This window comes from Bradyrhizobium neotropicale, from assembly GCF_001641695.1.
Classification (GTDB): Bacteria; Pseudomonadota; Alphaproteobacteria; order Rhizobiales; family Xanthobacteraceae; genus Bradyrhizobium; species Bradyrhizobium neotropicale.
The window spans coordinates 120,263-144,270 of the sequence record NZ_LSEF01000046.1 but is presented as its reverse complement, the minus strand read 5'-3'; the positions used below and the strand labels follow the sequence as shown (position 1 = coordinate 144,270).

Below are 24,008 nucleotides of genomic sequence, written 5' to 3'. Positions count from 1 at the left end.
CTCCCTCACGCATACCGCCGCGCGCCGGCGACGCAGACGACGACGAGCGCGGTCGCTGCGATCATGCTCCATGCGACGGGCTCGTGCAGGAGCAGGCCGGCGAGCGCGAGGCCGAGGAACGGCTGGACCTGTTGAAGCTGACCGACGCGCGCGATGCCGCCGATCGCGAGCCCGCGATACCAGAACACGAATCCGACGAACATGCTGAAGACGGAGACGTAGGCGAGCCCGATCCAGGCCGGCGTGCCGATGCCCGTCCATGTCGGCGGCAAGGTCAGGACCATGACCGGCACCATCAGCGGCAGAGCCAGCAGCAGCGCCCAGGAGATCACCTGCCAGCCGCCGAGCCTGCGCGACAGCGCGGCGCCCTCGGCATAGCCGAGCCCGCACAGCACGATCGCCGCGACCATCAGGAGATCGCCGGTGAGCGAGGCCGAGCCGTCGGTCGACAGGGCAAAGCCGGCCACCGTGGCGCTGCCGAGGATCGCGAACAGCCAGAACAGCGGCTGCGGGCGTTCGCCGCCGCGGAGCACGCCGAAGATCGCGGTCGACAGTGGGAGCAAGCCAATGAACACGATCGAATGCGCCGAGGTAATGTGCCGGAGCGCGAGCGCCGTCAGCAGCGGAAAGCCGACCACCACGCCAATCGAAACGATCGCCAGCGAGATGAGATCCTTGCGCTCCGGCCGCGACTGATTGAGCAGGCCGAGCAGGGCCGCCCCCAGCAGCGCGGCGATCACCGCGCGCGCCGAGGTCAAGAACAGCGCGGAGAAGCCGCCGACTGCGACGCGCGTCGCCGGCAGCGAGCCGCTGAAGATGATGACGCCCAAAAGTCCGTTGCCCCAGCCGCCCGCAGATTGCATGTCGCCTCGCATTTCCGTCAGGCCATTCTCGGCGTTCGCAGGTGGCGGGGCCAGCGACAATCCAGTACAATCCAGCAAAACTGTATCGGTATGGAAGGCCATACACTTTGGACGCCGAGACACGAAAGAGCGGCCGGAGCGGGACGCGGACGACCGAGGTGATGGGCGCGATCCGCGCGAAGATCGCAGGCCGCGCGCTCGCCGCCGGCGACCGCCTGCCCTCGATCCGCAGCCTTGCAACCAGCATGGGCGTTTCGCCGTCCACCGTGGTCGACGCCTATGACCGCCTCGCGGCCGAGGGCCAGATCCGCGCCCGCCGCGGCTCGGGCTTCTATGTCTCACCGACCGTCATGCCACCGCTTGCGCTTAGCGAGGACGAACCGCGCCGCGACCGGGCGGTCGATCCGTTCTGGGTCTCGCGGCAATCGCTCGATACGGATGCCACCGTGCTGAAGCCCGGCTGCGGCTGGCTGCCGCCGGACTGGATGCCGGATGCGGCGTTGCGCCGCGCCGTGCGCGCCCTCGCGCGCACTGAAGCGAGCCTTCTGACCGACTATGGCGGCACGCGCGGCGCGCTGACGCTGCGCCGGCTGTTGCTGACGCGTCTTGCCGACGACGCGATCGCGGCATCGATCGACCAGCTCATGCTCACGGGCTCGGGCACGCAGGCGACCGATCTCGTCTGCCGCTTCCTGTTGCGTCCCGGGGACACGGTGCTGGTCGACGATCCCTGCTACTTCAATTTTCGCGCGCTGCTCAGGGCGCACCAGGTGAAGATCATCAGTGTGCCCTATACGCAATCGGGCCCGGACGTCGCGCGCTTCGAACAAATCCTCGCCGCCGAGCGGCCGCGCCTCTACATCACCAATTCAGCGCTGCACAACCCGACCGGTGCGACGCTCTCGCTGCCGACCGCGCACCGGCTTTTGAGCGCGGCCGCAGCGCATGACCTCACCATCATCGAGGACGACATCTTTGGCGACTTCGAGCCGGAGCGATCGCCGCGCCTCGCCGCGCTCGACGGGCTCGCCCGCGTGATCCGTATCGGCAGTTTCTCCAAGACGCTCTCGGCCTCGGTGCGCTGCGGCTACATCGCTGCGCGTGCCGACTGGATCGAGCATCTCGTCGACCTCCAGGTCGCGACCAGCTTCGGCGGCCCGAGCCCGGTCGCCACCGAGATCATCGCAAGAGTGCTGGCCGGCGGTGGCTACCGCAAGCACATGGACGAGCTCAGGCAAAAGCTCGCGCGCGCAAGGCGCGACGTGGCGCGGAAACTTCAGGCTTTGGGCATCGAGCCGTGGCTGATGCCGCGCGGCGGCATCTTCCTCTGGTGCCGCCTCGTTGACGGACGGGACGCGACGCAGCTCGCGCGCGCGGCCCTCGAGGAGGATGTGGTGCTGGCGCCGGGCAACGTCTTCAGCGTGGCGCAGACGGCGACGAGCTTCCTGCGGTTCAACGTGGCGCAAATGAGCGATCCGCGGATGTGGGATGTGATGCGGCGGGCGTTGAAGGCGAACGGCGCGGGGCTCTAACGAAAGTCCCCGCCGCGGCGGCGCAGTAATAGTTGCAAGCCGTAAAGGCTGAGATACGGTTGAGAAGCAGGCTCATCCAGAATTGGGCCAGGTGGGGAGAAAACACATCATGAAATTACGCAGTGCTTTTTGCGCCACGTGCCTGGTCGGCCTCGTCGGCAGCGGCGCGGCGATCGCTGGAACCAACGACATCCTGATCGGCCTCGACAGCAAGATCACCTATGGTCCCGAGGGCCAGATGAATGGGGCTCCGGGTAACGATGCCGTGCTGGTTGTAGACGTCTCCAGCCCGGCCAAACCCAGGATTCGCGCCAGCCTGCCACTGGCGAACTCTCTGCTGGGCCCGCCCACGAACCTCCAGATCACACCAGACGGCAAGCTGGGCCTGGTCGCCAATTCCGTGGTTCACGTCCAGGAGGGGAGCTCCTGGAAAACGGTCCCGGATGACAAACTGTACGTGATTGACCTCACGGCGGATCCGCCGAAGTTGATCGACACGGTGACCGTCGGGCGCCAGCCGTCCGGTCTATCGATCTCAAGGAAGGGCGACCTCGCATTGATTGCCAACCGAGACGGCAAGAGTGTCTCTGTTGTCTCGATCCAGGGTTCGACGGTCAAGGCGATCGGCGAGGTACCGGTGGAACAGCAGGCTGCTGCCGTTGTCATCGCACCCGACGGCAAACGCGCCTTCGTCTGCCTCAACCTCGTGAACAAGATCGGCGTGTTGGCGATCGATGGACAAAACGTGACCTACGACAAGTCGATGGACATTCCATCGGCATTCAATCCCTACAACATCGACATCACGCCAGACGGCAAATACGTCATCGCATCCAACACCGGCGCACAGAAGAACAACGCCGATGCCGCGGTGATTATCGAAGCGACGGGCCCCCATCCCCACGTGGTCGACGTGATGACCCCTGGTATCGGACCGGAAGGCTTCGCCATCGCGCCCGATGGGAAGACCGCGGCCACCCCGCTGCTGCTCGGCACCTCGGCCAAGGACAGCGACTGGTTCAAGACCAAAGGTGGCGAACTCGTTCTGATGTCGATCGGCGCCGGCGGCAAGCTGACGGTAACTGCGCGTGCGCCGCTCGGTGGCCTGCCGGAGGGCGTCGTCTACAGCCCGAACAGCGACTACCTGTATGTGGCCAACTATATCGACCAGGACCTGCAGGTATTTGACCTCGCTGGCGGCAAGCTGACCGAGGCAGGGCCCAGGCTGAAGTTGCCAGGCCAGCCGGCGTCCATGCGCGCGCCAGCGCGGTAGAGCGATGCGTGCTTCCGCGGACTCGGTCCGCGGAATGTAGCCCCCATGCCTACGCCAATGTGCTTCCAGATCAGCGCGGGGGTGGTTTGCGTGTCCGGTCTTGGCGCCACCTCGGCCTGCGGCGAGGTCCGTTATAGCGCCGCTATCAAGTCCGACTGCGGCGCGGTTTTATGAGGCCACGCGTCTAGTTCGCCTTGATGCCCGCTTCGTTGATGAGCTTTTCCCATTTTGTGCTTTCGCTCTGAATGAAGCGGCCGAACTGCTCGGGCGAAGTCGGGGCGGGCTCCACGCCGAGGGTCCGGATCTTCTCGACCACCGACGGTTCTTTCAGGGCCTTCACGAAGGCTTCGTTGAGCCTTGTGACGATGTCGGCCGGCGTGGCGGCCGGAGCAACGAGCCCGAACCAGCCTACGGATTCGAAGCCCGTGATGCCGCTCTCGGCGAGAGTCGGCACGTCGGGCAAGGATGCAAGGCGGCGCGCCGAGGAAACGCCGATCGCGTTGAGCCTGCCCTCGAGGATGAGTTGCCTCGATGCAGGGATGTCCAGCACCGCGAAGGGGACATGCCCTGCAAGGACGTCGACCGTTGCCGGTGCGGTGCCGCGATACGGCACCAGCTCCATGCTGATCCCCGCCTTCTGCGTGAACAGCGCGGCCGTCAGATGCATCGCCGTCGAATTGCCGCCATGGCCGATCGACAGCGCGCCCGGCTTGGCCTTGGCGAGCGCGATCGTCTCGGCCGCGGTGTGCGCAGGGATGTCCGCGGACGCGACGAGCACGAAGGGAATCTCCGCAAGCAACGTGATCGGCGCGAGATCCTTGGGATCGAACGGCATTGCCGGATTGAGATGCGGATTGACCGTCAGCGCGCCCGCCGGCGCGACGCCGAGCGTGTAGCCGTCGGGCCTTGCCTACGCGACCGCGGCCAAGCCGATGTTGCCCCCTGCTCCGGCGCGGTTCTCGATCGCGAGGCTCTGCTTGAGCTCGGCGGTGACGACCGGTTCGAGCGCACGGATGACGGTATCGGCACTGCCGCCGGGCGGGAAGGTCACAACGATCTTGATCAATTGCTCCGGATAGGCGGCTTCACCGGCCTCCAGCGGCAGCACGGCGAAAACCGCGCCCGACAGCAGCACCAGAATGCAGCGCCTTGCAACGTGAAACACGTTCCCCTCCTCGATGCGTTTTTATATTTGTCACCAACGGCCGTCAGGCCGGCAGCTTGACGCCCTTTATGCCGCAGCGCCAGTGATGCGCGTCAGCAGGACTTGCGGATTCTCGGGCGCGGCCTGCCCGCGCCAGGCGATGTGCTGATCGGGCCGCGCGAGCACGAGCTTTTCGGCATAGGCGCCATTCGCCTCGTCCGGCGCGACGTCGACCAGCGCGAGCGGCACGCCGCGCTCTTTCGCGGCAGACAGCAGCCGCGTCACGTCGATCGCCGGGTCGAACCGCAGCAACGTGTAACCCACTCCGAATGCATCGTAGAGCGATCGTCCGTCGCGCAGGAACAGATGCGGCGCACGCGCGCCGGGCACGGTGGAGGGCGTAAAACTCCCCATCGCGTAAGCCGGCGGGGTTTCGCCGTCATAGGCAATGATCGGCGAGGCATCGTAGTAGTAGCCGAAGTTGAGGCCGGCGCAGCAATATTGCTGCACGTTGAGATCGTAGGCCGCTTTCGCAAGCGCTACGCGCGCCGCGTGGCCGCGCGGCGTGTCGTCCTCGATCTCCGCCGAGACGCCGCCGCGCTGCGCCATCATCGCCATCGCATGGTCCATCGCAAAGCGCGACACCTGCTCGGTGATGGGCTGGCGCTCCGCCTGGTAAGCATCGAGGATCGAAGCCGGCGCCCACCCGTTCAAATGCGCCGCCAATTGCCAGCAGAGATCGACGGCATCGGCGATGCCCGCATTCATGCCGTACCCCGCATAAGGCATCCACAAATGCGCGGCGTCGCCGCAGATGAAGACCCTGCGATCACGGAAGCGATCGGCCACCAGCCGACGCCCGACCCAATCCTCCTTGCTGAGAACGCGGTATTCGAAGCGCTCATCGACACCGAGGATGGCGCGGATGGACCAGTCGCGATCGACCGAGTCGAACTCCGGCTCGTCGGGCTTCAGATGATTGTGGATCAGCCAGCGGTCGTGACCGTCGATTGCAACCGTCGTGCCCGAGCGGCGCGGGTTGAGCGAGAGCACCATCCAGGCCGGCTTGTGCGCCCCCATCAGCTCCTTGAGCGCTGGGGCTTCGATATAGGTCGATTGCACGCGCTGGATCACCGGCGTCCCGGACAGGCTGGCCCCGATCGATTTGCGAACCAGCGAACGGCTGCCGTCACAGCCGATGACAAAGCTGGCTTCGATGCGGAGCGTGCTGCCGCTGTCGAGATCGCGGGCCAGCGCGACCACGTCGTCGTCGCCCTGTTCGATCGCCACGATTTCGGTGCGCGCCAGAATGGTGATGCGCGGCTGGGCCGCCGCATGGCTGAACAGGATCGGCTCGAGATAGATCTGGTTGATCCGGTGCGGCGGCTCGGGCGTCGGCCACCAGGTGTCGGGGCCGCCGGTTGCGCCGTAGCGGCGTGCGCGGGAAGGAATGTCGATGCGGCAGAGCTCGATGCCGGTCGCAGTGGTCCGGTAGGAGCAATCGTTCGGGAAGTCCGCGGGCAACCCTGCCGCGCGCAGCTTTGCGGCCACGCCGAGCCGGCGGAAGATTTCCATCGAGCGCGCCGACACGTGATTGCATTTGACGTTGGGCGGATCGCCGGCGTGGCGGATCTCCGCGACGACGACGTCGATCCCGCGCGAAGCCAGATCCATGGCCGCGGTCAATCCCACGGGCCCGGCGCCCACGACCAATACCTGCGTCCTCATCGTCTCCATCCCCTTGCATGGCCGCGGACTTCGCCGCTTGCGCAGCATGCATTTTATTGCAGGATCGCTTATGAGATAAGACGGAAAGAACTCATCAATTCATGAGCTTTGCCTATGAATGTCACCTTGCGGCAGCTACGGGCCTTCACCGGCGTCTATCGCACGCGCAGCATCACGCGGGCTGCGCGCGAGCTCGGGATCACGCAATCGGCGGCGAGCCTGTTGATCCAGCAGCTCGAAAGCCAGCTCGGCGTAAAGCTGTTCGATCGCTCCACACGCTCGGTGCAGCCGACGCTGGCGGCCGACGACGCCTTTCAGTCCGCCGAACGCATGCTGAGCGACGCGCTGGGCCTGTCGCGGCGCATGCGCGACCTCGCACAGGCGCGCGCCGGCCGCGTCGCCTTTGTCGCGTCAGCCGGCGCCGCATCGGCGCTGCTGCCGGCCGTGCTCGCGCGCTTCCGCGCGGCCCATCCCGACATCGAGATCGACATGCGCGACGTCGCAGCCGACGATCTCGTTCCGCGCATGATCGCAACCGACGCGGAGTTCGCGATCGGCAGCGTCGAAGGCGAGATCGCGGAGATGACGGTCGAGACGCTGACCCGCGGGCGACTGAGCGCGATCGGCCGGCGCACCGCCGACTTCGCCGCGCGGCGTTCGCTGACATGGGACGAGCTGGCGGAGCGGCCGACGATCGCGATGCGACGCGAGACGCGAATCCGCATGCAGATCGATCAGGCGCTGGGCCCACAGGGCAAGCGCCTCACCCCAACCTATGAAGTGACGCTGATCAATACGGCGCTCGCCATGACGGCGCAGGGACTGGGCCTTGCCATCCTTCCCGCGACGATGCTGCCGGCCGAACAGTTTCCGACGCTGATCGCAAGGCCTCTGGTGCGCCCGGCCATCACCCGCCCGGTGTCGCTGCTGCAGCGGCAAGGACGAACACTGTCACCGGCTGCACAGGCGTTTGTCTCGACGGCGCGGGCCGTTCTCGCTCAGCGAACCGGGCGAGGGTCTTAAGCGGAGCGGAAGATCAGACACATGATGGCGGAGAGGGAGGGAGAAGAACCCCGAAATCCTGCCCATAATGATATCAGAGGGTTGCCTGTGCAGACTTTCCCCGAAGGAGACCTTTTCATAAGTTTCTGTACCAATCGACTGTACCAGGACAGGTTGTCACGGCATTTGATGGTCACCGGCCCTGAAATTTGACATCGGTTAGCCGCCAAGCGTCAGCCTCAGGCGAATAGGTGATTTCGGCCGTATAACTGGTCCGAACAACGGCCCCAAAGCCATTTTGAGAATCTACACTTCCAACCACCACAAAAACGCAGCCTCCCTTCCAAGCCGAAACTTCGTCCCCCGGAAAACTAGCCGTCGATGGTGATCTCAGCTTCTCCGTTATGAGAGTGCGAGACCAGATGGCTGCGCCTGACGCGCCCTTTGTATTGCATTCAAGAGCCCTTCGATCTTCCGGGGTCATCTTCGGGCCTGCAAGGACGAGCAATGCGATCCCGCCGAATACGACCAGAACCGCTGCAGCACACCCAATCTTCTTGTGCTCGGCCTTGCGACGCCCTTCTTCCTCCCATTGGTCCGAGAGGGGCTGCCCGCAGTTCGGGCAAGAATGAGCAGACGATGAAACCCGCTTTTTGCAAGCGGGGCATGCCAACAGGATCGATGCCACTTAACCAGCCGTGTGTACGGTTACACCGATTGAATCGTAATGTAATTACGAGTTCTGGCAAGTAGATTACTCTTTTCGTCTCTATCCGTAAGTGTATTCCCTGCCACTTTTTTGCTTCGCCCCTAAACATCTGGGGCGGAGGGACTATGGCCGACCTGCGGAAACGATTTGGAGAGCTTCTTGCGGGACATCGCAGGCGACGGGGAATGACCCAGGAAGACCTTGCTGAGGCGGCAGGGCTAAGCGTGGATATGATTTCTAAGATTGAGGCGGGCGCGACGGGTGCTCGTTTCCCAACAATCGAGCGACTTGCACAAGCGGTTCAGGTCGATCCGGCCGAGCTATTCACCAGTCACCTGCCGGCGGGCTCGATGAACCGAGGAGCTTTCGGCGAGATTTCTTCCAAGCTTTCATCCCTCTCCGACTCTGACCTTGTATGGATAAGTGCGCTCTTGGATGTTGCATTGCGTCGGGGGCGGGAGCAATCGCTCGCAAAAACAAAACGTCCAAGCGGACGAACCGTGGCTAAGTCAACTAGGTCTCCCGTCCTAGCCAGAAAGAAAAATGGATAGCGCGAGAGTCGCCAAAAATTTCCACCAATTTTTCCCGCCGAACGGCTTCATTCCCATCGTCAATTCGGTACAGACTCAGAATTCATCATCGATTTTCGATTGAGCTGCGCCACGGGGGAATGGCTTGCTGACAACTTGATGGATGGTCCAAAATGACGCCTGTGCGAGAGCGATTTCGTCCTGACTGCCTTAAAATCAAGTAGGCTGATGGATTGGATACTAGTGCCAGGGGCTGTTGATTAGGCCTTTGCCGCACGTGGCTACGTTTTGGATTTTGCTTTAGCCTGTGAAATTAATTGCAAACTACGCATCTGCCGTGAGCGGCAAGTCGTTAAGCATCCTTCTCACCTCGCGCCACTGCGGCATGCCGTGATCGAGCAGGGCGTAGAACTCCGGAGAATGGGTTCGCTCGCGGAGATGGGCTAACTCATGCAACACGACGTATTCGAGGCATTGGGGCGGCTTCTTGGCGAGATCGGTATTCAATCGGACATTGCTGGTGAGAGGGTTGCAGCTTCCCCATTTTGTTTTCATGCGTTGTACGAAGGTCTGTCGAGCAGCGACCCCCAAATACTTTTCCCATTTGGCCCGAACCGTCTGCGCTGCACGGCGCACCTCGTCACGATACCAGCTCTCCACTACACGTTGCTTGTCTGCTGCCGTCGCCCCTGGGCGCATCTGAAGGATCAGCGTGCGATGTCGTCGGACGACAGAGGGCGGGCCATCTCGCTCGACAACATAAAGCATAACACGCTCGCCCCAGACGAAATGACTCTCTCGATCGACATACTCACGCGGTGCCTCGCGTTTCTGCATCTTGATCTTGCGCTGATTGCGCTTGATCCAGGCGACATGGGCAACCGCGAAGGCTCGGATTGTATCGAGGCTCGCGCGAGACGGCGCAGCAATACGCACCCGGCCTGTGGGCGGGTGAACGCTTAGATGCAAGTTCTTGATGTCCTTGCGGACGACATCGACACTCACATCGCCTAGGTCCAGTACGATCTCCATCAATACTCTTTCTGATGGTAGATAATGGCGAAGAGACGTTCGGTCTCGACCTCGTCTTTCACGATCTCGTAGATCGCCGCCTTGATCTCCTGTTCGCGGGCATGAACGCCCCGCCAATCTGCCGGACGCACCTGCTTGATCTTGGTATCCAGACGCATCGCCAAGTCAGCATCCCTGGCGAGATTGTTGTAGAGGGCTCGTTGCCCTTCGGTTTGGATCGCGGCGGGTCGCTCCCCCTCTTGGCCGGCGCTGACCGTGCTCACGAGCTTAGCGATCTGTTTTAGGTAGTCCTCGTAGGCTACGGCCTTTGCTTTCCGCGCAACGATAATCTCGTCCAGCAGCTTGGACATCTTGTCGTAAAAGGCGGGATCGGTCAGGCTCTCCTTGATTATCTTGGCCCGCACGTTGTTTTCGATGGTCTCTGCGACAGCGTCCTTGTTTCCCTTCAGGCTACCTGGGAGCGTATTGATCGCGCTCTCGATTCCCAAGGTGGCAATAATTTCGAGCAGCGGCATGTCGTCGAATGGCGAAATTTTTCGGGGCTCTTTGGCCTCGATATAGGTGTCGATCAGGTGCCGCATATCGGCTTCGTAAGACTTCAGATCCAACGTCTCGCCACTTGCGTTCCTAATCATGTCACGCAGCTTCACATAATCGGAGATCAGCCGCTTGATCTGGTCCACCTCAGAGGCGGTATAGCCAGCCATATCGAGATCGTCGGCGATGTTCGCGAACGCGCGCACGAGGGCGGCACAGGCCTTGTAGAAAGCGGCACGCGACGCCGCGCGATCGGAAAGATCGGCCGCGATCTCGGTGTTGCCGCAAAAGTAGCGCCGGAATGCATCGTCATTGCGTGGTGGCGGTACCGGCTCACAGAGCAACTGAATCGACTCAAGCGCCTCGTCCAACCGTTTCCGACCCTTTGTCAGTCGATTCTGGAGAATAACCTCCGGGTCGACCCCGCCCGCGCTGTGATCAAGCTCGGATGAGTAGACGTTGATCGCGCCTTGGACCTTCTGGAACAGGTCCATGTAGTCAACGATGTAGCCGAACTGCTTGTCCTCGCCATCGAGTCGGTTCGTCCGGCAGATCGCCTGGAAGAGGCCGTGATCCTGCATCGATTTATCAATATAGAGATAGGTGCAGCTCGGGGCGTCGAATCCGGTCAAGAGCTTATCGACGACGATAAGGAGCTTCATCGTCGCGGGCTCTTTCTTAAAGAGCTGTTTCGCCTGTTCCTCGTAAACCTCCGTTTTGGTCATTCCCGGCTGGCTGGGAATGTCCTTCAGTATCTCCTGATACAGATTATAGATGAGCTGCTTGTCGGTCTCGCTGGCCGCGCCGGTATCTTCCAGTGTTATATCAGCCGCCTGGGGATTGTATGAGGTAATGACGGCACAGTGCCCCTTGAACACCGTCTTCTGGAACAACGCGTAGAACTTGCACGCCTCGAAGATATTACGTGCGACCAGCATTGCTGTCCCGCGCGCATTGCTCAGCCGAGGTTTCACGCCAAAATCAAAGACGATGTCGCTAACGATGCGATCCATGCGTGAGCGTGAACTTAGCACTCGTTGCATGGTGCCCCACTGCTTCCGCAGCTCGTCCTTCTGCCAGTCGTTGAGGCCCTTTGTTTTCGCGTCAAACCACTGATCAATTTTGTCCTGCGCGCCAAGCACCTGATCGACGTCGCGCGCCTCATAGACGAGGTCCAGCACAACTCCGTCTTCCACCGCTTCGCTGTACTTGTATGTGTGGATGTAGCTGCCGAAGACCTCAAGGCTGGTCTGCCTGTCCTGCTTCAACAGAGGCGTGCCGGTGAACCCAATAAATACGGCGCTCGGCATCATGGCCTTCATGATGCGATTAAGTTTGCCGCTCTGCGTGCGATGGCACTCGTCTACAAAGACAAAGAGCTCGCCTACGGTGCGCGCCGGATTGGCTTCCAAATCACGGATGAAGCGATCGAAGTTCCCGACGTCCTTGCGCCCGAACTTCTGCACCAACGAGCAGATGAGGCGAGGCGTCGGCGCGCCGGAGAGCAGGCTCATCAAGTCTGCGCCGCTGGTTGTCCGGTGCATCTCCTGACCGGTCGCCGCGAAGTTGCTCTCGATCTGCCCATCCAGCTCGTCACGGTCGGTGACGATAATCACGCGCGCATGCGGATTCGTTTCTAATATCCAGCGCGCAAGCAACACCATGACGATGCTTTTGCCCGAGCCTTGTGTGTGCCAGATGATCCCACCCTCGCGGCGGCTGATACGGTCCTGCGCGGCTTTGATCCCGAAATATTGGTGGACACGGGGCAGCTTCTTTTTGCCGCCGTCGAAGAGAACGAAATCTCGGATCAACTCCAAACAGCGACGCTTGTCGCACATCTTCAGGAGATATTTATCGAGCTTCAGATCACTGTCATCGAGGTCGTCCTCCTTCCATGCAAGGAAGAGCTTCTCGGGCGTGCCAACGGTACCGTAGCGCAAACCCTGGCTATCGTTGCCAGCGAAAACGAGCTGCACAGTGGAATAAAACCAGGCGTTGAACTCCGGCGATTGGTTCGAGATGCTTTGTCGAATGCCGTTGCCGATCGAGACGCGGCTGTTCTTCAACTCCAGCACGCCGATGGCGATCCCGTTGATGTAGAGCACAATGTCCGGACGTCGCGTAGATCCACCGAGGAGCGTCACCTCTTCAGCAATGGCGAAATCGTTATGATCAGGCGCTTCCCAGTCGATCAGGCGGATCGTCTCTGAGGGTTTGCCCGGCTCCGTCTTGGCTGAGACCCCGTAGCGCAACACCTCATGAACGGCTTTGTTGTTCTGATAGAGGCTGCGGCTGTGGTTGTTGGCTTCTCGGCGCAGCCGCTCAAGTGCGGCAGCGATCTGTGCCTCGCTGTAACCACGTGCCTTCAGGTTCGTGACGAGAAGCCCATCTTCGATATTTGAGTTGGCGCGCTCTGACCAGTCCCCGAGGTAGCGCCAGCGGAGACGCTTGGTGAACAGCGCGATGACGCGGTCCTGAGTCGCACGTTCCGGCTCGCCTATCATGCCTTCACCAGCTTGAAGCGAATTTCGTAGCGATAGAACGAGACGTTCGGTACTGCGGCAAGCGCCCAGCGTAGTTTCTTGTCATCGTCGAGGGCGATAATAGCGCCCTCGACGATCTGATCGGGTTCGGCGATCTCTTCCTTCACATAGCCCATGTACCGGAGCACCTGGCCAACAACGACATCGGACGCGCGCCCGCGTTTCAGCTCCACCACCAGCAGGCGCTTCTTGTCCTTGCTGATGGCGAGGATATCGATCGGACCGGCGTCGGTCTCGTATTGCTGGCCAACCTTCTCGCCATCTTCCTCGAAAATGGAGAGGGTCTTGGCAAACTCGGTTTGATCCCAGTTGAGGACAAGGAACGCCTCAAGGTGTTGCTCCATCGCAAACGCGGCCGGGTCCTCGATCGTCGGGTCGGCGCTGATAATGGCGAGTGGCTGTTGCGTGGTATTGAGAAACGTCTCGATTTCCGGGCGATGCACCGACACGTTGCTGACAGTGCCGATGGAGCCGGTTGAATTTCGCAGAGTTTCGCTCATCGCAGCGCGTGCGATCAGGATATCGAGCCACCTCACCTTGCGGCGATGTGGCAACGTGCTGCCAGCGGAGTAATAGTAGCCGCCCAACACCTCGCCGACGCGATAGGAGCCTTGCCCATCCGGGCAGAGCACGATATCGCCGGCGTTGATGCCTTTGGCGATGGTCCAGAGCGCGCCGCAGGCAAGTCCTGCCGTCACCTTCGATTTGCCGGGGTGGCCGGCGAGATACACGGGGACGAACTGCTTGTTGAACGCCCGCCACTCCTCAGGGAGCTGCTTCGATAGGTCCTGCGCGATGTCGAAATCCGCACCGATGAAGCCCCCGGCGAAGCATTCAGCGGCAAAGGCGCTCTTCTTCCCGAGCATGACGCGATAATAGGCTTTCATACGAGGCGAGCCTCTCCGGTCAGCAGCACCTGCATCATGCCTTTTTTCACGGCGCGTGCTTTGGCGAGCTTGCCCTCAAGCGCAGCGATCTCGGCGTCCATATCTAACAGCACGGCCGTTATCGCGCGTTGCTCGTGGGTGGTCGGAGGCAAGTCCACTTCAACGGCCGCAAGCGCTGCCGCGCTGATATGGACCACTGCATCACCTTGGCCCTTGCTGGCTTTTTGGCTTTGAACGGGTGGCGTATTCAGAAGATAACCAAGGAAAGTCGGGTCAGCGATCGAAGGACGCAGGACGACAATATCGCCGCCAGCGTAAGCTTCGACGTCATCGACGAACGCTGCGCACTTGCCAATCTCTTCCCTTGTTTCTCCCGATCCAGCAAAAAGGACGTCACCGCAACGCAGTGGAAAGGCGATGGCCGCCACCTCTCGCGAGATATGCGAATTGAAGCCTCGGATCACGTCACTGTGGTGGGTGTAGAGCTCGCCATAGCGCACGCATGGCAAATCACCGCTGTTCGCCTGATCCTTCTTGACCCCGGCGCCCTTGGCAAAACTGCCGAGCTGTCGCAGGGAATGTCTGACCCACTCTCCCCGAAATCCCGGCAGGCGGCGCTGACCACTCATCCACTCCTGTACCGCACCCAGCTTGACGTCGCGCTTCTTAGCGATCACGGCCTCCAGCGCGTCGATCAGCGCATCCGCATCGTCCAGCACCTTGGCGATCGCCTGTTGCTCAGGGAGCGGGGGAAGACTGACCGGTAGCGGCGCAATGAAGTTCCGATTTAGTGATTGCTGCGCACCACCAGAATTGTGACTACGAAAGTCAAAACCCTTCAGAAAGTAGAATACATACTTCGGATCATTGCCTTGGAAATCGGTTACGTACAGCGCCGTGTTGTGAGGCCAGTAGTCGTCCCAGCAAAAGTGCGCCTGTCCATAAGACGCTCCGCTTCTACCAATTACTACTCCCGGCCCCTTCGCAATTGCCGTGTCATGATAACCGTTTTGGCCAGCAGAACCCATTATCGGAAATGGCCCCTGACGCCGTTGTCGCTCCGTCAAATCGTGACCACGGCGGAGGGACACTACGTTACCGAGAAGGGTACTTTCCCACGCATCGGGGATCACTCCGACGTCGGTTCGTTTGCAACCTAGCTGTAGGTCACTCATGCGTGTCCCATCTTGGCAAGATGCTCCGCCACCGCTTTCTCCAGTTCTGCGACCCGATCCACAAGGACTGCGAGCGTCGCGCCATAACGGTCGGCCAGCTCCTTCACGCGCCGCGTCAGCCGCTGCGCGACCTGGGTCGTTTCGCCGCCGATGCGCTCCTCCAAGCGCGCCATCCATTTGTCGTCCACGACTAGCGCCTTCACCTCGGCCTCGCTGAGCTTCGGATATTTCGCCAGAGCCTTGTCATCGAGCGCGTCTTCGGCTTGCCTGATCTGCCGCTTCAGCTCTTTCTCTCGCTCGGCCAGAGCAAGCCAGGCATTAAGGGCATTGGCTTCGTCCGCCGCTGATTTATCGCCCTTGATCTCCTTCAACCGCGCCTTGACGCCCGCGACGCTCGCCTTGACCTCACCATCCTCGACCAGCTCGGAGAGCAGCCCTTCGTCGTGGCCGTGCTCCTCTTCCAGCGCGGCAAGTTCGGAAGCCGCGCGTTCCATCTCAGCCTCGAGGTGCGCGATCTCATCTGCTTCCTCGGCAAAGTATCGCGCAACGATCAACGACTTCGGTACGAGGTCGCAGGCCCACCCCTTATCAGCCACCTTCTCCTTCCCGTCCTTGCCTTTCTTCGTTTCAATGACGCGATAGGTTTCCGCCTTCCAGCCGTCTTCGGCGATCAGATAGGAGTCGTCCTGCATAGTCTCAGCCCAGTAATCCATGAGGTGCTGATAGACGTCATAGGCGTTGATCAGGGGGCGGGCCTGATAGTGCATCAGCAACCTCTCGGCGAGATCCACGATCAGCGCCTTAGGATGGAAGCCGATGCCCAACGCCTTGAGTCCCGTCGTCTCCCGTTCGCGCCAAACCGCAAAATGCTGCGACAGGCCGTCAGTGAACGCGCGGAATTCAGGATGATCGTGGATCGCCGTACGAATGGTGTCGGGCTTCACAGCTAGGTCGAGATAGCCGGGCCGATTGGTCTTAAAGAGGGCGCTCTTCAGCGCCGGACAAACGACCCAGTAGGAATCCAACGCCCCGACGTCGCGCTCCGGGATACCACCTTTCAGATGTCCCTGGATGTCGTGACGATCTTCCGGTGGCTGGCTGTCGATATAGCGCGTAAGGTTGAGGTTGAAATCGTTCTTCTCGATCTCGTCACGACCGACCATGCGGGCATATTTCGCTACGTCCGCTCCGCGCCGGAACACGTCGACGATGCGGTGGATATCCATCTCGCGAAGCCGGTTCTTCGGCCCGTCTTTCATGAAGCCACGGCTGGCATCGATCATGAAGATGCCGCGCCGCGCGCCCGCATTCTCCTTGTCGATGAGGATGATGCAAGCCGGGATACTGGTGCCATAAAACAGGTTGGCAGGGAGGCCGATAATCGCCCTGATGAGCCCGCGCTGAACAAGGTTCTTCCTTATCTCGGCTTCCGCGTTGCCCCGGAACAGAACACCGTGCGGCAGGATGCACGCCGCCTTGCCGTTCGCCCTCAGCGACTTGATAATATGGAGCAGGTACGCGTAGTCGCCCTGCTTGGGTGGCGGTACGCCGAAGCCGTCAAAGCGGTGAAAGTTGACGGTGTCCGTGCTCTCTTCGCTAATGACGAGGCCCGGCTTTAGCTCGTTCGGGTCCATCCCCTGGCTCCAGCGTTTGTCGCTGAAGGGAGGATTGGCAACCACGAAGTCGAAGGTCTTGATTGCCTCGCCCTCGCGAAAGAATGGGGCGGCCAATGTGCTTTGGCCGGGATGGATCACCGCGCCCGCGTAGTCGTGCAGGATCAAGTTCATCTGGGCCAGGCCAGCGGTGCTGCCATCCTTCTCTTGGCCATAGAGCGTGACCTTCATGCCAGCCTCATCTGCGATCTTGATGAGCAGCGAGCCCGAACCGCAGGTGGGATCATAGACCGTGGTCTGCGCCGTGGTGGCTGCGTTCCGAATGCCGATGATCTGCGCCATCACGCGACTCACCTCGGCGGGGGTGTAGAACTGCCCCTTGGACTTGCCGCTCTCGGTGGCGAAGTGACGCATGAGGTATTCATAGGCGTCGCCGAGAATGTCATCGCCATCGGCTCGATTGCGCGTGAAATCCAGCGCGGGGTCCTCGAAGACCGCGATGAGGTTTGTCAGCGTGTCCTGTTTTTGCTTGCCGGAGCCCAACTTGCCGCTGTCATCGAAGTCCGGAAAGCCACCGAGCCTATTGGCGTTGACGAGGGGCGCAATGATCTTTTTGTTGATCTGATCGCCGATGTCGGTCCTGCCCTTGAGGGCGACCATATCGGCAAAGCTCGATCCTTTGGGAACTTTGATAGCGCCATAGGGCTGGCCAGCATACTTGTCCGAAACGTATTTGATGAACAGGATCGAGAGTACGTAATCCTTGTACTGCGAGGCATCCATGCCACCGCGCAGCACATCGCACCCCTGCCAGATACGGCTATAAATTTCCGATTTCCTGACCGCCACAACGCCCCCGACCGACTCAAAAATAGGCTTTGCGTATCTGTGTAGCAGATCGGGAGCCAGGCGGCGCAAGTCCTATGTTATTGGCACAGCCTGGCAGGCGTTACCGCCCCGCGGGTCACAGCAGTGCGCCCGCTGCATTGCCAATGAACAGCTCGCCGTCCCGGATATAACGACCGAGCATGGCGTCGGAGGCATGGCCGGTCTGTTGGCGAATTTTCCAAGGGGACACTCCCGCCTGCGCTGCGCTCGTTGCCAGCCCAGCCCGGAGACTGTGGCCCGAGTAGTCCTTAGGTTCAATACCGGCAGCCTGAACCCGCTCGCGAACAACCAAGCATACGGCCTCCGCCGACAGCCGTTGCTGTCCGACCCGGTCATGACGGTCTACTGGTCTGAAAATTGCCCCTTCGGTAACCCCGGAGGCCACTCGCCATTGTTCGAGCGCAACTACGGGACACCACCGGCCCCGACCGTGCGGGACACCGACTTTCCGACCCGCGCCGTTTTGATCTGTTTTCGAACGGCGAAGGGCGATTTCGAGGCCATGACGTACAAGTACCAAGTCCTCGCAATTTAGCCCGACCAGCTCCGATCGCCGAAAGCCGCCAGCAAAACCGACCAAGAGCAACGCTCGATCCCGCAAATCTTTGAGCCGCGATCCCATGGCTTCGAGCACTATAAATAGGTCATCCTTGACCAAAGGGACCGCTTGGCGCTGCGCCGTACCTTTGATCCGTTTTAAGCCCCGTAGCGTCGCTTTGACGACTTCCACGGAGGTTGGGTTACTAAAGCCGTGAGAGCGGTGGACTTTGGCTAGAGCGGCGAGACGTCGATTGAGCGTGGCGACGGTGTGGACGGCAGCATGTGCGGCGAGATATGCGGCAATCATTTCCGGAGTTGCCGGAATCTGACCGCCCCAGCGCTCAAAATGCTCAAGGTCGCTTAGATAAGCGGTCCGCGTGTTTTCGGCGAGACTCTCACGAACGTAGTCGGCAACGGTGAGCGAGGAGGCGCTTGTGAAATTAATTTCACCAGCGGCGAACCGGGTCCCTTCATCGACCATTGTGGGTCTCGATAAGTGAAGGTTATCACGAGTTAGATCATCCGACATTGGCGCGCTCCTTATTCAGGAGGCCGATATCGTTACGCATCAGCCGCAGGATTTCTGTCGCGTTGGGGCAACCAGGCCCGTGGCACTCGAAATCGACCCGTCTCCTTAGTTCATCGCCGGTTGGCCATCTTGACCGCCGCCGAACAAGGCCACCTTCCACACGGAAGACCACCGTTCCAAGGAAGTTGACCATTTGCCCCGGTCTGATGTGATCCCGGACCCAGCGGGCGGTTTCGCAATCGGATTGCAAAAAGGCCTCTAGGGCGTTCCGCCCCTCGCGCGTGTAAACGTCACGCGACCACCCGGGGGTCTCCCCGACCATTATTTCCAGTGGCAGGTCGTCATCCTGCACAACTGATGCTTGGTTGATGGCTAGGGGGCAGAGCAGTGCGACGAACGGACAGAGGGGCAATCCGATCTTCCGAAATCCCTCCCGGGCAATTTCAACGACGGTGTGAGGAAGGCCGGCTTCACACAGCCCGTCGAACAAGGCGGCTGGCTCCCCAGGGCGTGCGCTGAGCTGCTTTGTTTGCCTTGGGTGAGTACCTATTGCATACCAGGCAGCAAGCGCACGTACAGGCAACGCAGCGTCGCCTGTAGCTATGCGAATTAGTTCGGCTATTGTCTTGGCGGCAAGGTCAATACGCGCTCTACGAAAGAGCGGATGGCTGTCCGCAGTGAGTAGCAGATCATCGGCCGCACGGCACTTGGGTGCCTTGGCCATCCGATCAACGATGAAGCTTGCGACCTTCCATTCCCCGCCAATCGTCGCTCTGTATCGCTTCCCCGCGAGAGCCGCCGTCACCAGAGAGACTACTTGTAAATCAGCTACCCCGATCTCTTCGAAAGCGGCTGCACCACATCGCCGCCAAAGACGATCTGGAGCAATCAGCAAGAGCGTCGCCGCGGCCTTTTGAGCTAGTTGGAGTTCACCACGGCGAATGGCCTTCTGCAAAAGGCTCATTGCGAGCCACGGGGAGATTTTTAGTGACGCTGGCTTTGGTTCGCGGTAACCGAGGATTTTGTCAGCTAACCCCTCTCTAGCATCGTTGAGAATATTTGATCCGTTCATGCGCTCTCCTCTCGAGTTTAAGGGGGAGCTGGGAACGTCGAACCCACTGGCGATGATGATCCTATTGCTAACCAGGTAAAGAAATATGTTTTGAAAGACAGCAATCAGCTGTTGCTGTTCGAGACGTTAATCAGCCAGCCTGAGGTCTGTCGTAACAAGCACATTGAGTGAGTGGCACTTTCTGCCCTCCCGAGCCTAGGGCACAGCTTGGCGGCGTTGATAAGTTCCTACCAAACTTGAATAGTGGCAAGGTGCCGCTTGAGCAGAAAGAGACTTACCTTGAGATGGTATCTGTCAACAATTTGGAAGCGGGACCTATTTTTCCAAACCAGCAAGATAACCATTCGCGGGCTTCGCGTGGCCAGGAGAGCGGCTGCCCTACGCTTGAAACGAGGTGTGAAGGTGGCGCGAAAGTACCTTGCGCTGGCTGACCGGCGCCTGATCATGATCCACTACGGGGTGAGGTACCGTTTAGCAAGATGGGGAAGCGCGGCAATTGTTGCAGCTCTGATCGCTTCTATTCTTGCCAGCTTCTTCTTTTCCCAAGCTCTCCAACCAGCACTGGAAAGCTATTTCAATTCGGAACGCTTTCCTCTTCTGCGCAATCTCTTAGCAACGACGGGCGGAGCCTTGATTGGCGCAACGGCTATCGGATTTTCCGTCGTGATGATCGCGGTTCAGCTAAATTTTGCACGTATGCCGCACGGATTTTTCCGAAAGCTTAGCGCTGATTTCCGGCTCTTGGGAGCTTTTGCAGCAACGTTCGTGCTGGCTATCGGCGTGTCCGGCCTATCCCTTATCCCTGATGCCAGCTGGTCAGCTATCGCAGTGGCTGGGGCGATCTGGTCCACATTGCTGATTTTGGTTCTATTTCTTTATGGCTACCGCCGAGCCCTCGATTTGATCAATCCGATTGTCCAGCTTCGGTTCATTGCGATCGGCGCGCAGAATGACCTACGCAGCTGGGCGCGGCGGTCGGAACGCTTGGCGCCGCTGCTTAACCTGCGCGCAAGGGGCGACGAGCCGGGTGAGGATCGTCCCAAATATGATTTGTCGCGCGTTGCTTTTTTCAAAGCCAACCCCTTGTGGACAAGCGAAGCTCGACGCGCCGTTGCGCACGCCACCTCGTTTGCGCGCCGATACGCGGAGCAAGGTGATTATGAGGTTTCCAGCCGCGCCCTAGAAGTCGTTGTCCTTATCAACGCCTGCTATGTAGATGCGAAAGGAAGGACCTTCCTCGCATCAAATCCGATCTTTGATGCTTCCTATGCGTCGGACGGCTTCATAAACGAAACCCTTGAGCACCTAAGGCGGCTCGCGCACGTTTCGACCACGCGCGGCGACGAAGACGCAATACGGCAAGTTTTCACCACGATCGCAACTCTGGTTCAAACCTACATGACGATCGACTATTCGGAGCGTTTCACAACTACAAAAGAGCATTCCCTTCTTGCCGCGGGTTACTTAACCGGCGCAGTCGAAGGTGCCCTCCCACGAAATTTGCCAGATGTCGTTATGGAAGGCATCCGGCTTACAGGCGCGTCAGCACGCAGATTTTTGGCTGTCGGGCGACCAAATGACATAACTTCCTTAGTCGATAAAATTTCAGCCTTCTCGATCGCGGGCGTGGTCGAATCCGATTACCGCCCTCTCACGCTCACCGGCATGGAGCAGCTAGCTCAGCTGACTTTCGATCTAGTACGGACGCAAGCCCATGACATAAGATTTGCTGCGAAGCACCTGCGCGAGTCAGTAGAATTTGTCGCTCAAACGTTCCTGAGTATTCCCGATACGCCCCTCACGAGTGTTCACAGCACGTTCCTTGCACCCTATTACTCCCTTACAAAGACGCAAACGCTTGCGGATCGACTCACGGGGTTGAGCAATGCGGTCATCACAGCCAAAAAGGACGATGAGATCGCAAAAGATGTAATAAGAAATATTCAGCTTTGGTCCGCTGAACTGTATCGCACGGAAAAGACACTGCTCTTACTCTCCATCGAGAAAAAATCACATTTCACTTTCGACGTCCTTCACTGGATTGCGCACATCACCAAACTGCTCATCGCTATCGCCAGGACACCAGCCTGCAACGATAATACGAGAGCTGACCTCGATAAGAACGCAAGTTGGTTGATCTCAGTTGTTTCGTGGATACCCGAAGAGATTGAAGCAACGCGATTTGTTGAAAATTTCTCCATCACAGAATTGCTTTTTGAGGTCGCCCTCGATGCGGCGGAGCGAGAGAGCGGCGTTGTTCTAAAAAGTACTCGAGATCTGTTGATGCAGTGGGCCTTCAAAGCGGGGCGTCATGAGACGGGCTGGGGCACCCTTGGCAAAGCGATGCTCGCGTTGGTAACGCTCGTCTTGTGCAAAGAGGACTTGCAGTTGGTCACTTGGCTCAAGGTCGAAGTCGCCTCGAAGCTGAACCAGGCCGCGGTAAAAGCAGAAATTCGAGATACAGCAGCCCGCGAGCTTCGTGGGGAAGCGGCCTCGCTTCGCCCCAGGGAATTTGAAATGGATAGCGTTCGAATTGCGCTCAACAAGATTGATCGCAGCAAAGCACGCAATCTGCTTACGGAGATAGCCGATATACTCTCGCCGGGGACATCTGCAGAGCCGGTATCGCCAGAGTTCTTTTAACCAGGTTTATTGGCGAAAACGTCGCCGCCTCGTCAAAAATTTTTCTGCGCACAGCATCTTGTACTTCGATCGACGCTTGTCTCGAAGACCGGAATCAGCCGTACTTGTACACAAATCCCATTCGCGAACTTTAGATCTAAAGTCTCCATATGGCATTATGCTTCAACAGCTATTTCAGATCGACCCGGTTCAGAAGCCACTCGGCGTTTGCTGCTGGTCTTGTCTCGTAACTTGTCTTTTTGGGATCAGACCTGTCTCTTATTCTCACTAAGACTAAGGGCGTGTACTCATTAAGCGACTAACCGACTGATGTCCGCTCAACCCTCAACAGCGGCGGAATAGCGGATATTGCCCGATGTCGCAGAAGGGGCAGAAGCCGATCCTTGCAGTGCAGCAAAACAGCATGCTATTCGAACGGCTCGTCAGCACGGCCGGACAGAGGCAGCGAGGACGATCATGCCGAGCGCTTTGGGCTTAACTTTGGTTGCCTACTGAACCGGCTGGTCGCCTTTGGCGAACGGCTGCCGGGTATAAAGGCCGCCGCGGGTACCTCACGCGTTGTGATCTCGGATAGAATAATATCGGCAGGTTCACGAGGAGGGCCATGACGCGCGCGTCGCCGGAAGGAGTCTGATGCAAAAACTCCAGCACCTTCGGCGCTATCGAGTGGACCAATTGGGTCACCCCGCGTTAAAAGAATAAGTCTGGAGGAGAGATCGAAACAGTTTGGGCCACGTCGCATTCAGGCGGGAGGAACGAAGCCGTAGACTAGCCCACGCTCAACATAGAATTTGAACAGCGTCATTGTCTCACCCCAGCTCGCTGCCACGTTAAGCGCAACCTCGACGTCGTCCCGCTCAAATTTGTAACCGGTTACCTGAACATCGATCACGCATCCGTTGCTTCTCGGCTCGAAGCTTAGCGTGACCGTCGTCGGATGCTTCCCCACCTCCCAGGTGAATGCAAATTTCTGGTCTTTCACGACCTCCGTGACATGCCCCTGATCCTTGATTGTTACTTGGTCGGGGCCCATGTTATGCCACTCGAACCGGATCGCGCCGCCGACTTTCGGCTCGACATGAGCATGTTGGGTAAACCACCGACTCCAACCTTCGCCAGAGGTCAGCAGGGAGAATATTTTCGAAACCGAAGCGTCTACGTAGACACGATGCTTAACGATGAGATCATTCATCGCTTCGTCACTCCCGAGAAATGACGAAGGAAGTTGTGCTGGGATGGGGATAACCTGTGCAATACCCCGTACCCGCTGCGGCCTCCAGTGCCTCATCGGAATCTGTGTAGGTGAGGATATCTTCCGCTTGGTCGAAGTCGTCAGCCGAGTTGTCCATGTCCATAACTCCATGCTGTCGCCGGTTGGCGGGGCCACCACTTCTACCGGATATGAGCGTGTCGTCAGCACCGGGTGTCTTAACGACGGCGGCAACCCTCAGATGCAATTACATCATGACGATCTGGTCATGTAAAGCCGGATAAACCGTTAAACCTCTTGGAGCACATCGGGCTCGCCATCGGCGCCACCCGCCACGTCGGCCTACTCCCCGCGATACTTGTCACCAAGCGGGAACAGAACGGCCTGCCCGCCGCCTCGCTCGGTCGCGAGCTTTCCGCCGATCTCTTGCCATAGCCGCCCAGCAAGTCGAAGGGCTGATTGTTACTTCGTATGGTGACGTGGTAGCTGGTGGTCGGCTTGAACGACCGGCGCTGACCGGACATGACCTGGGTATTCCTGATCATCGAATGACCA

Annotated in this window: 17 protein-coding genes and 1 pseudogene; 5 read left to right on the top strand and 13 right to left on the bottom strand. The window is 59.7% G+C overall.

What is annotated here, in order from left to right:
- Window positions 1-5: 5 nt before the first annotated feature.
- On the bottom strand, window positions 6-863 hold the full coding sequence (locus AXW67_RS14875) for a DMT family transporter (protein ID WP_063678495.1): 858 nt from the start codon (window positions 861-863) through the stop codon (window positions 6-8).
- A 161-nt stretch (window positions 864-1,024) separates the two neighbouring features.
- Between AXW67_RS14875 and AXW67_RS14870 the strand changes: the two genes are divergently transcribed.
- Window positions 1,025-2,395: an aminotransferase-like domain-containing protein gene (locus AXW67_RS14870; RefSeq protein ID WP_063678479.1), complete on the top strand. Its 1,371-nt coding sequence runs from the start codon at window positions 1,025-1,027 to the stop codon at window positions 2,393-2,395.
- A gap of 91 nt (window positions 2,396-2,486) precedes the next feature.
- On the top strand, window positions 2,487-3,668 hold the full coding sequence (locus tag AXW67_RS14865) for a beta-propeller fold lactonase family protein (RefSeq protein WP_145927621.1): 1,182 nt from the start codon (window positions 2,487-2,489) through the stop codon (window positions 3,666-3,668).
- Between the two features lie 184 nt (window positions 3,669-3,852).
- Here AXW67_RS14865 and AXW67_RS14860 read toward each other — a convergent pair.
- The 3 genes and pseudogenes from AXW67_RS14860 to AXW67_RS14855 form a co-directional block, all read right to left on the bottom strand.
- Window positions 3,853-4,563 (bottom strand): annotated as a pseudogene (locus AXW67_RS14860) (Bug family tripartite tricarboxylate transporter substrate binding protein); the annotation flags it as partial.
- Between the two features lie 15 nt (window positions 4,564-4,578).
- Entirely contained in the window at window positions 4,579-4,833 is a 255-nt protein-coding gene (locus AXW67_RS44030) for a type 2 periplasmic-binding domain-containing protein (protein WP_245315550.1), read from the bottom strand.
- Between the two features lie 66 nt (window positions 4,834-4,899).
- Window positions 4,900-6,549 (bottom strand): FAD-dependent oxidoreductase, encoded by a 1,650-nt coding sequence (locus AXW67_RS14855; RefSeq protein ID WP_063678477.1) that lies wholly within the window; start codon window positions 6,547-6,549, stop codon window positions 4,900-4,902.
- 105 nt (window positions 6,550-6,654) lie between these two features.
- Between AXW67_RS14855 and AXW67_RS14850 the strand changes: the two genes are divergently transcribed.
- On the top strand, window positions 6,655-7,563 hold the full coding sequence (locus AXW67_RS14850; protein ID WP_063678476.1) for a LysR family transcriptional regulator: 909 nt from the start codon (window positions 6,655-6,657) through the stop codon (window positions 7,561-7,563).
- Window positions 7,564-7,735: 172 nt separating this feature from the next.
- On the opposite strand, the gene AXW67_RS45040 is transcribed toward AXW67_RS14850, so the two are convergent.
- Window positions 7,736-8,230 (bottom strand): zinc ribbon domain-containing protein, encoded by a 495-nt coding sequence (locus AXW67_RS45040; protein ID WP_430648714.1) that lies wholly within the window; start codon window positions 8,228-8,230, stop codon window positions 7,736-7,738.
- 146 nt (window positions 8,231-8,376) lie between these two features.
- Between AXW67_RS45040 and AXW67_RS40490 the strand changes: the two genes are divergently transcribed.
- A complete protein-coding gene (locus tag AXW67_RS40490) occupies window positions 8,377-8,802 on the top strand; it encodes a helix-turn-helix domain-containing protein (protein ID WP_082907890.1) in 426 nt (141 codons plus the stop codon).
- Window positions 8,803-9,105: 303 nt separating this feature from the next.
- Here the strand turns inward: AXW67_RS40490 and AXW67_RS14845 are convergent, their stop codons facing one another.
- The 7 genes from AXW67_RS14845 to AXW67_RS14815 all read right to left on the bottom strand — a co-directional run bounded on the left by AXW67_RS14845 (window position 9,106) and on the right by AXW67_RS14815 (window position 19,600).
- A complete protein-coding gene (locus tag AXW67_RS14845; RefSeq protein WP_063678475.1) occupies window positions 9,106-9,813 on the bottom strand; it encodes a M48 family metallopeptidase in 708 nt (235 codons plus the stop codon).
- The gene (locus AXW67_RS14840) at window positions 9,813-12,857 is read right to left on the bottom strand and encodes a type I restriction endonuclease subunit R (protein ID WP_063678474.1); all 3,045 of its coding nucleotides are present in this window, start codon (window positions 12,855-12,857) and stop codon (window positions 9,813-9,815) included. The genes AXW67_RS14845 and AXW67_RS14840 overlap by 1 nt, the downstream gene beginning before the upstream one ends.
- Entirely contained in the window at window positions 12,854-13,783 is a 930-nt protein-coding gene (locus AXW67_RS14835; RefSeq protein ID WP_063678473.1) for an endonuclease NucS domain-containing protein, read from the bottom strand. Before AXW67_RS14835 ends, AXW67_RS14840 begins: the two co-directional genes overlap by 4 nt.
- Window positions 13,780-14,958: a restriction endonuclease subunit S gene (locus AXW67_RS14830; protein ID WP_082907889.1), complete on the bottom strand. Its 1,179-nt coding sequence runs from the start codon at window positions 14,956-14,958 to the stop codon at window positions 13,780-13,782. Before AXW67_RS14830 ends, AXW67_RS14835 begins: the two co-directional genes overlap by 4 nt.
- Complete coding sequence (locus AXW67_RS14825) at window positions 14,955-17,420, bottom strand: N-6 DNA methylase (RefSeq protein WP_063678471.1); 2,466 nt, start codon at window positions 17,418-17,420, stop codon at window positions 14,955-14,957. Before AXW67_RS14825 ends, AXW67_RS14830 begins: the two co-directional genes overlap by 4 nt.
- Window positions 17,421-17,535: 115 nt before the next feature.
- The gene (locus AXW67_RS14820) at window positions 17,536-18,528 is read right to left on the bottom strand and encodes a site-specific integrase (protein ID WP_063678470.1); all 993 of its coding nucleotides are present in this window, start codon (window positions 18,526-18,528) and stop codon (window positions 17,536-17,538) included.
- Window positions 18,518-19,600, bottom strand: a complete 1,083-nt coding sequence (locus AXW67_RS14815) for a hypothetical protein (RefSeq protein WP_145927620.1) — start codon at window positions 19,598-19,600, stop codon at window positions 18,518-18,520. Before AXW67_RS14815 ends, AXW67_RS14820 begins: the two co-directional genes overlap by 11 nt.
- A gap of 279 nt (window positions 19,601-19,879) precedes the next feature.
- Between AXW67_RS14815 and AXW67_RS14810 the strand changes: the two genes are divergently transcribed.
- Complete coding sequence (locus AXW67_RS14810; protein ID WP_145927619.1) at window positions 19,880-22,243, top strand: DUF2254 domain-containing protein; 2,364 nt, start codon at window positions 19,880-19,882, stop codon at window positions 22,241-22,243.
- A 742-nt stretch (window positions 22,244-22,985) separates the two neighbouring features.
- Here AXW67_RS14810 and AXW67_RS14805 read toward each other — a convergent pair.
- Window positions 22,986-23,435 carry an SRPBCC family protein gene (locus AXW67_RS14805; RefSeq protein ID WP_063678467.1) on the bottom strand — a complete coding sequence of 150 codons (450 nt, stop codon included), beginning with the start codon at window positions 23,433-23,435 and terminating at the stop codon, window positions 22,986-22,988.
- Window positions 23,436-24,008: the final 573 nt, after the last annotated feature.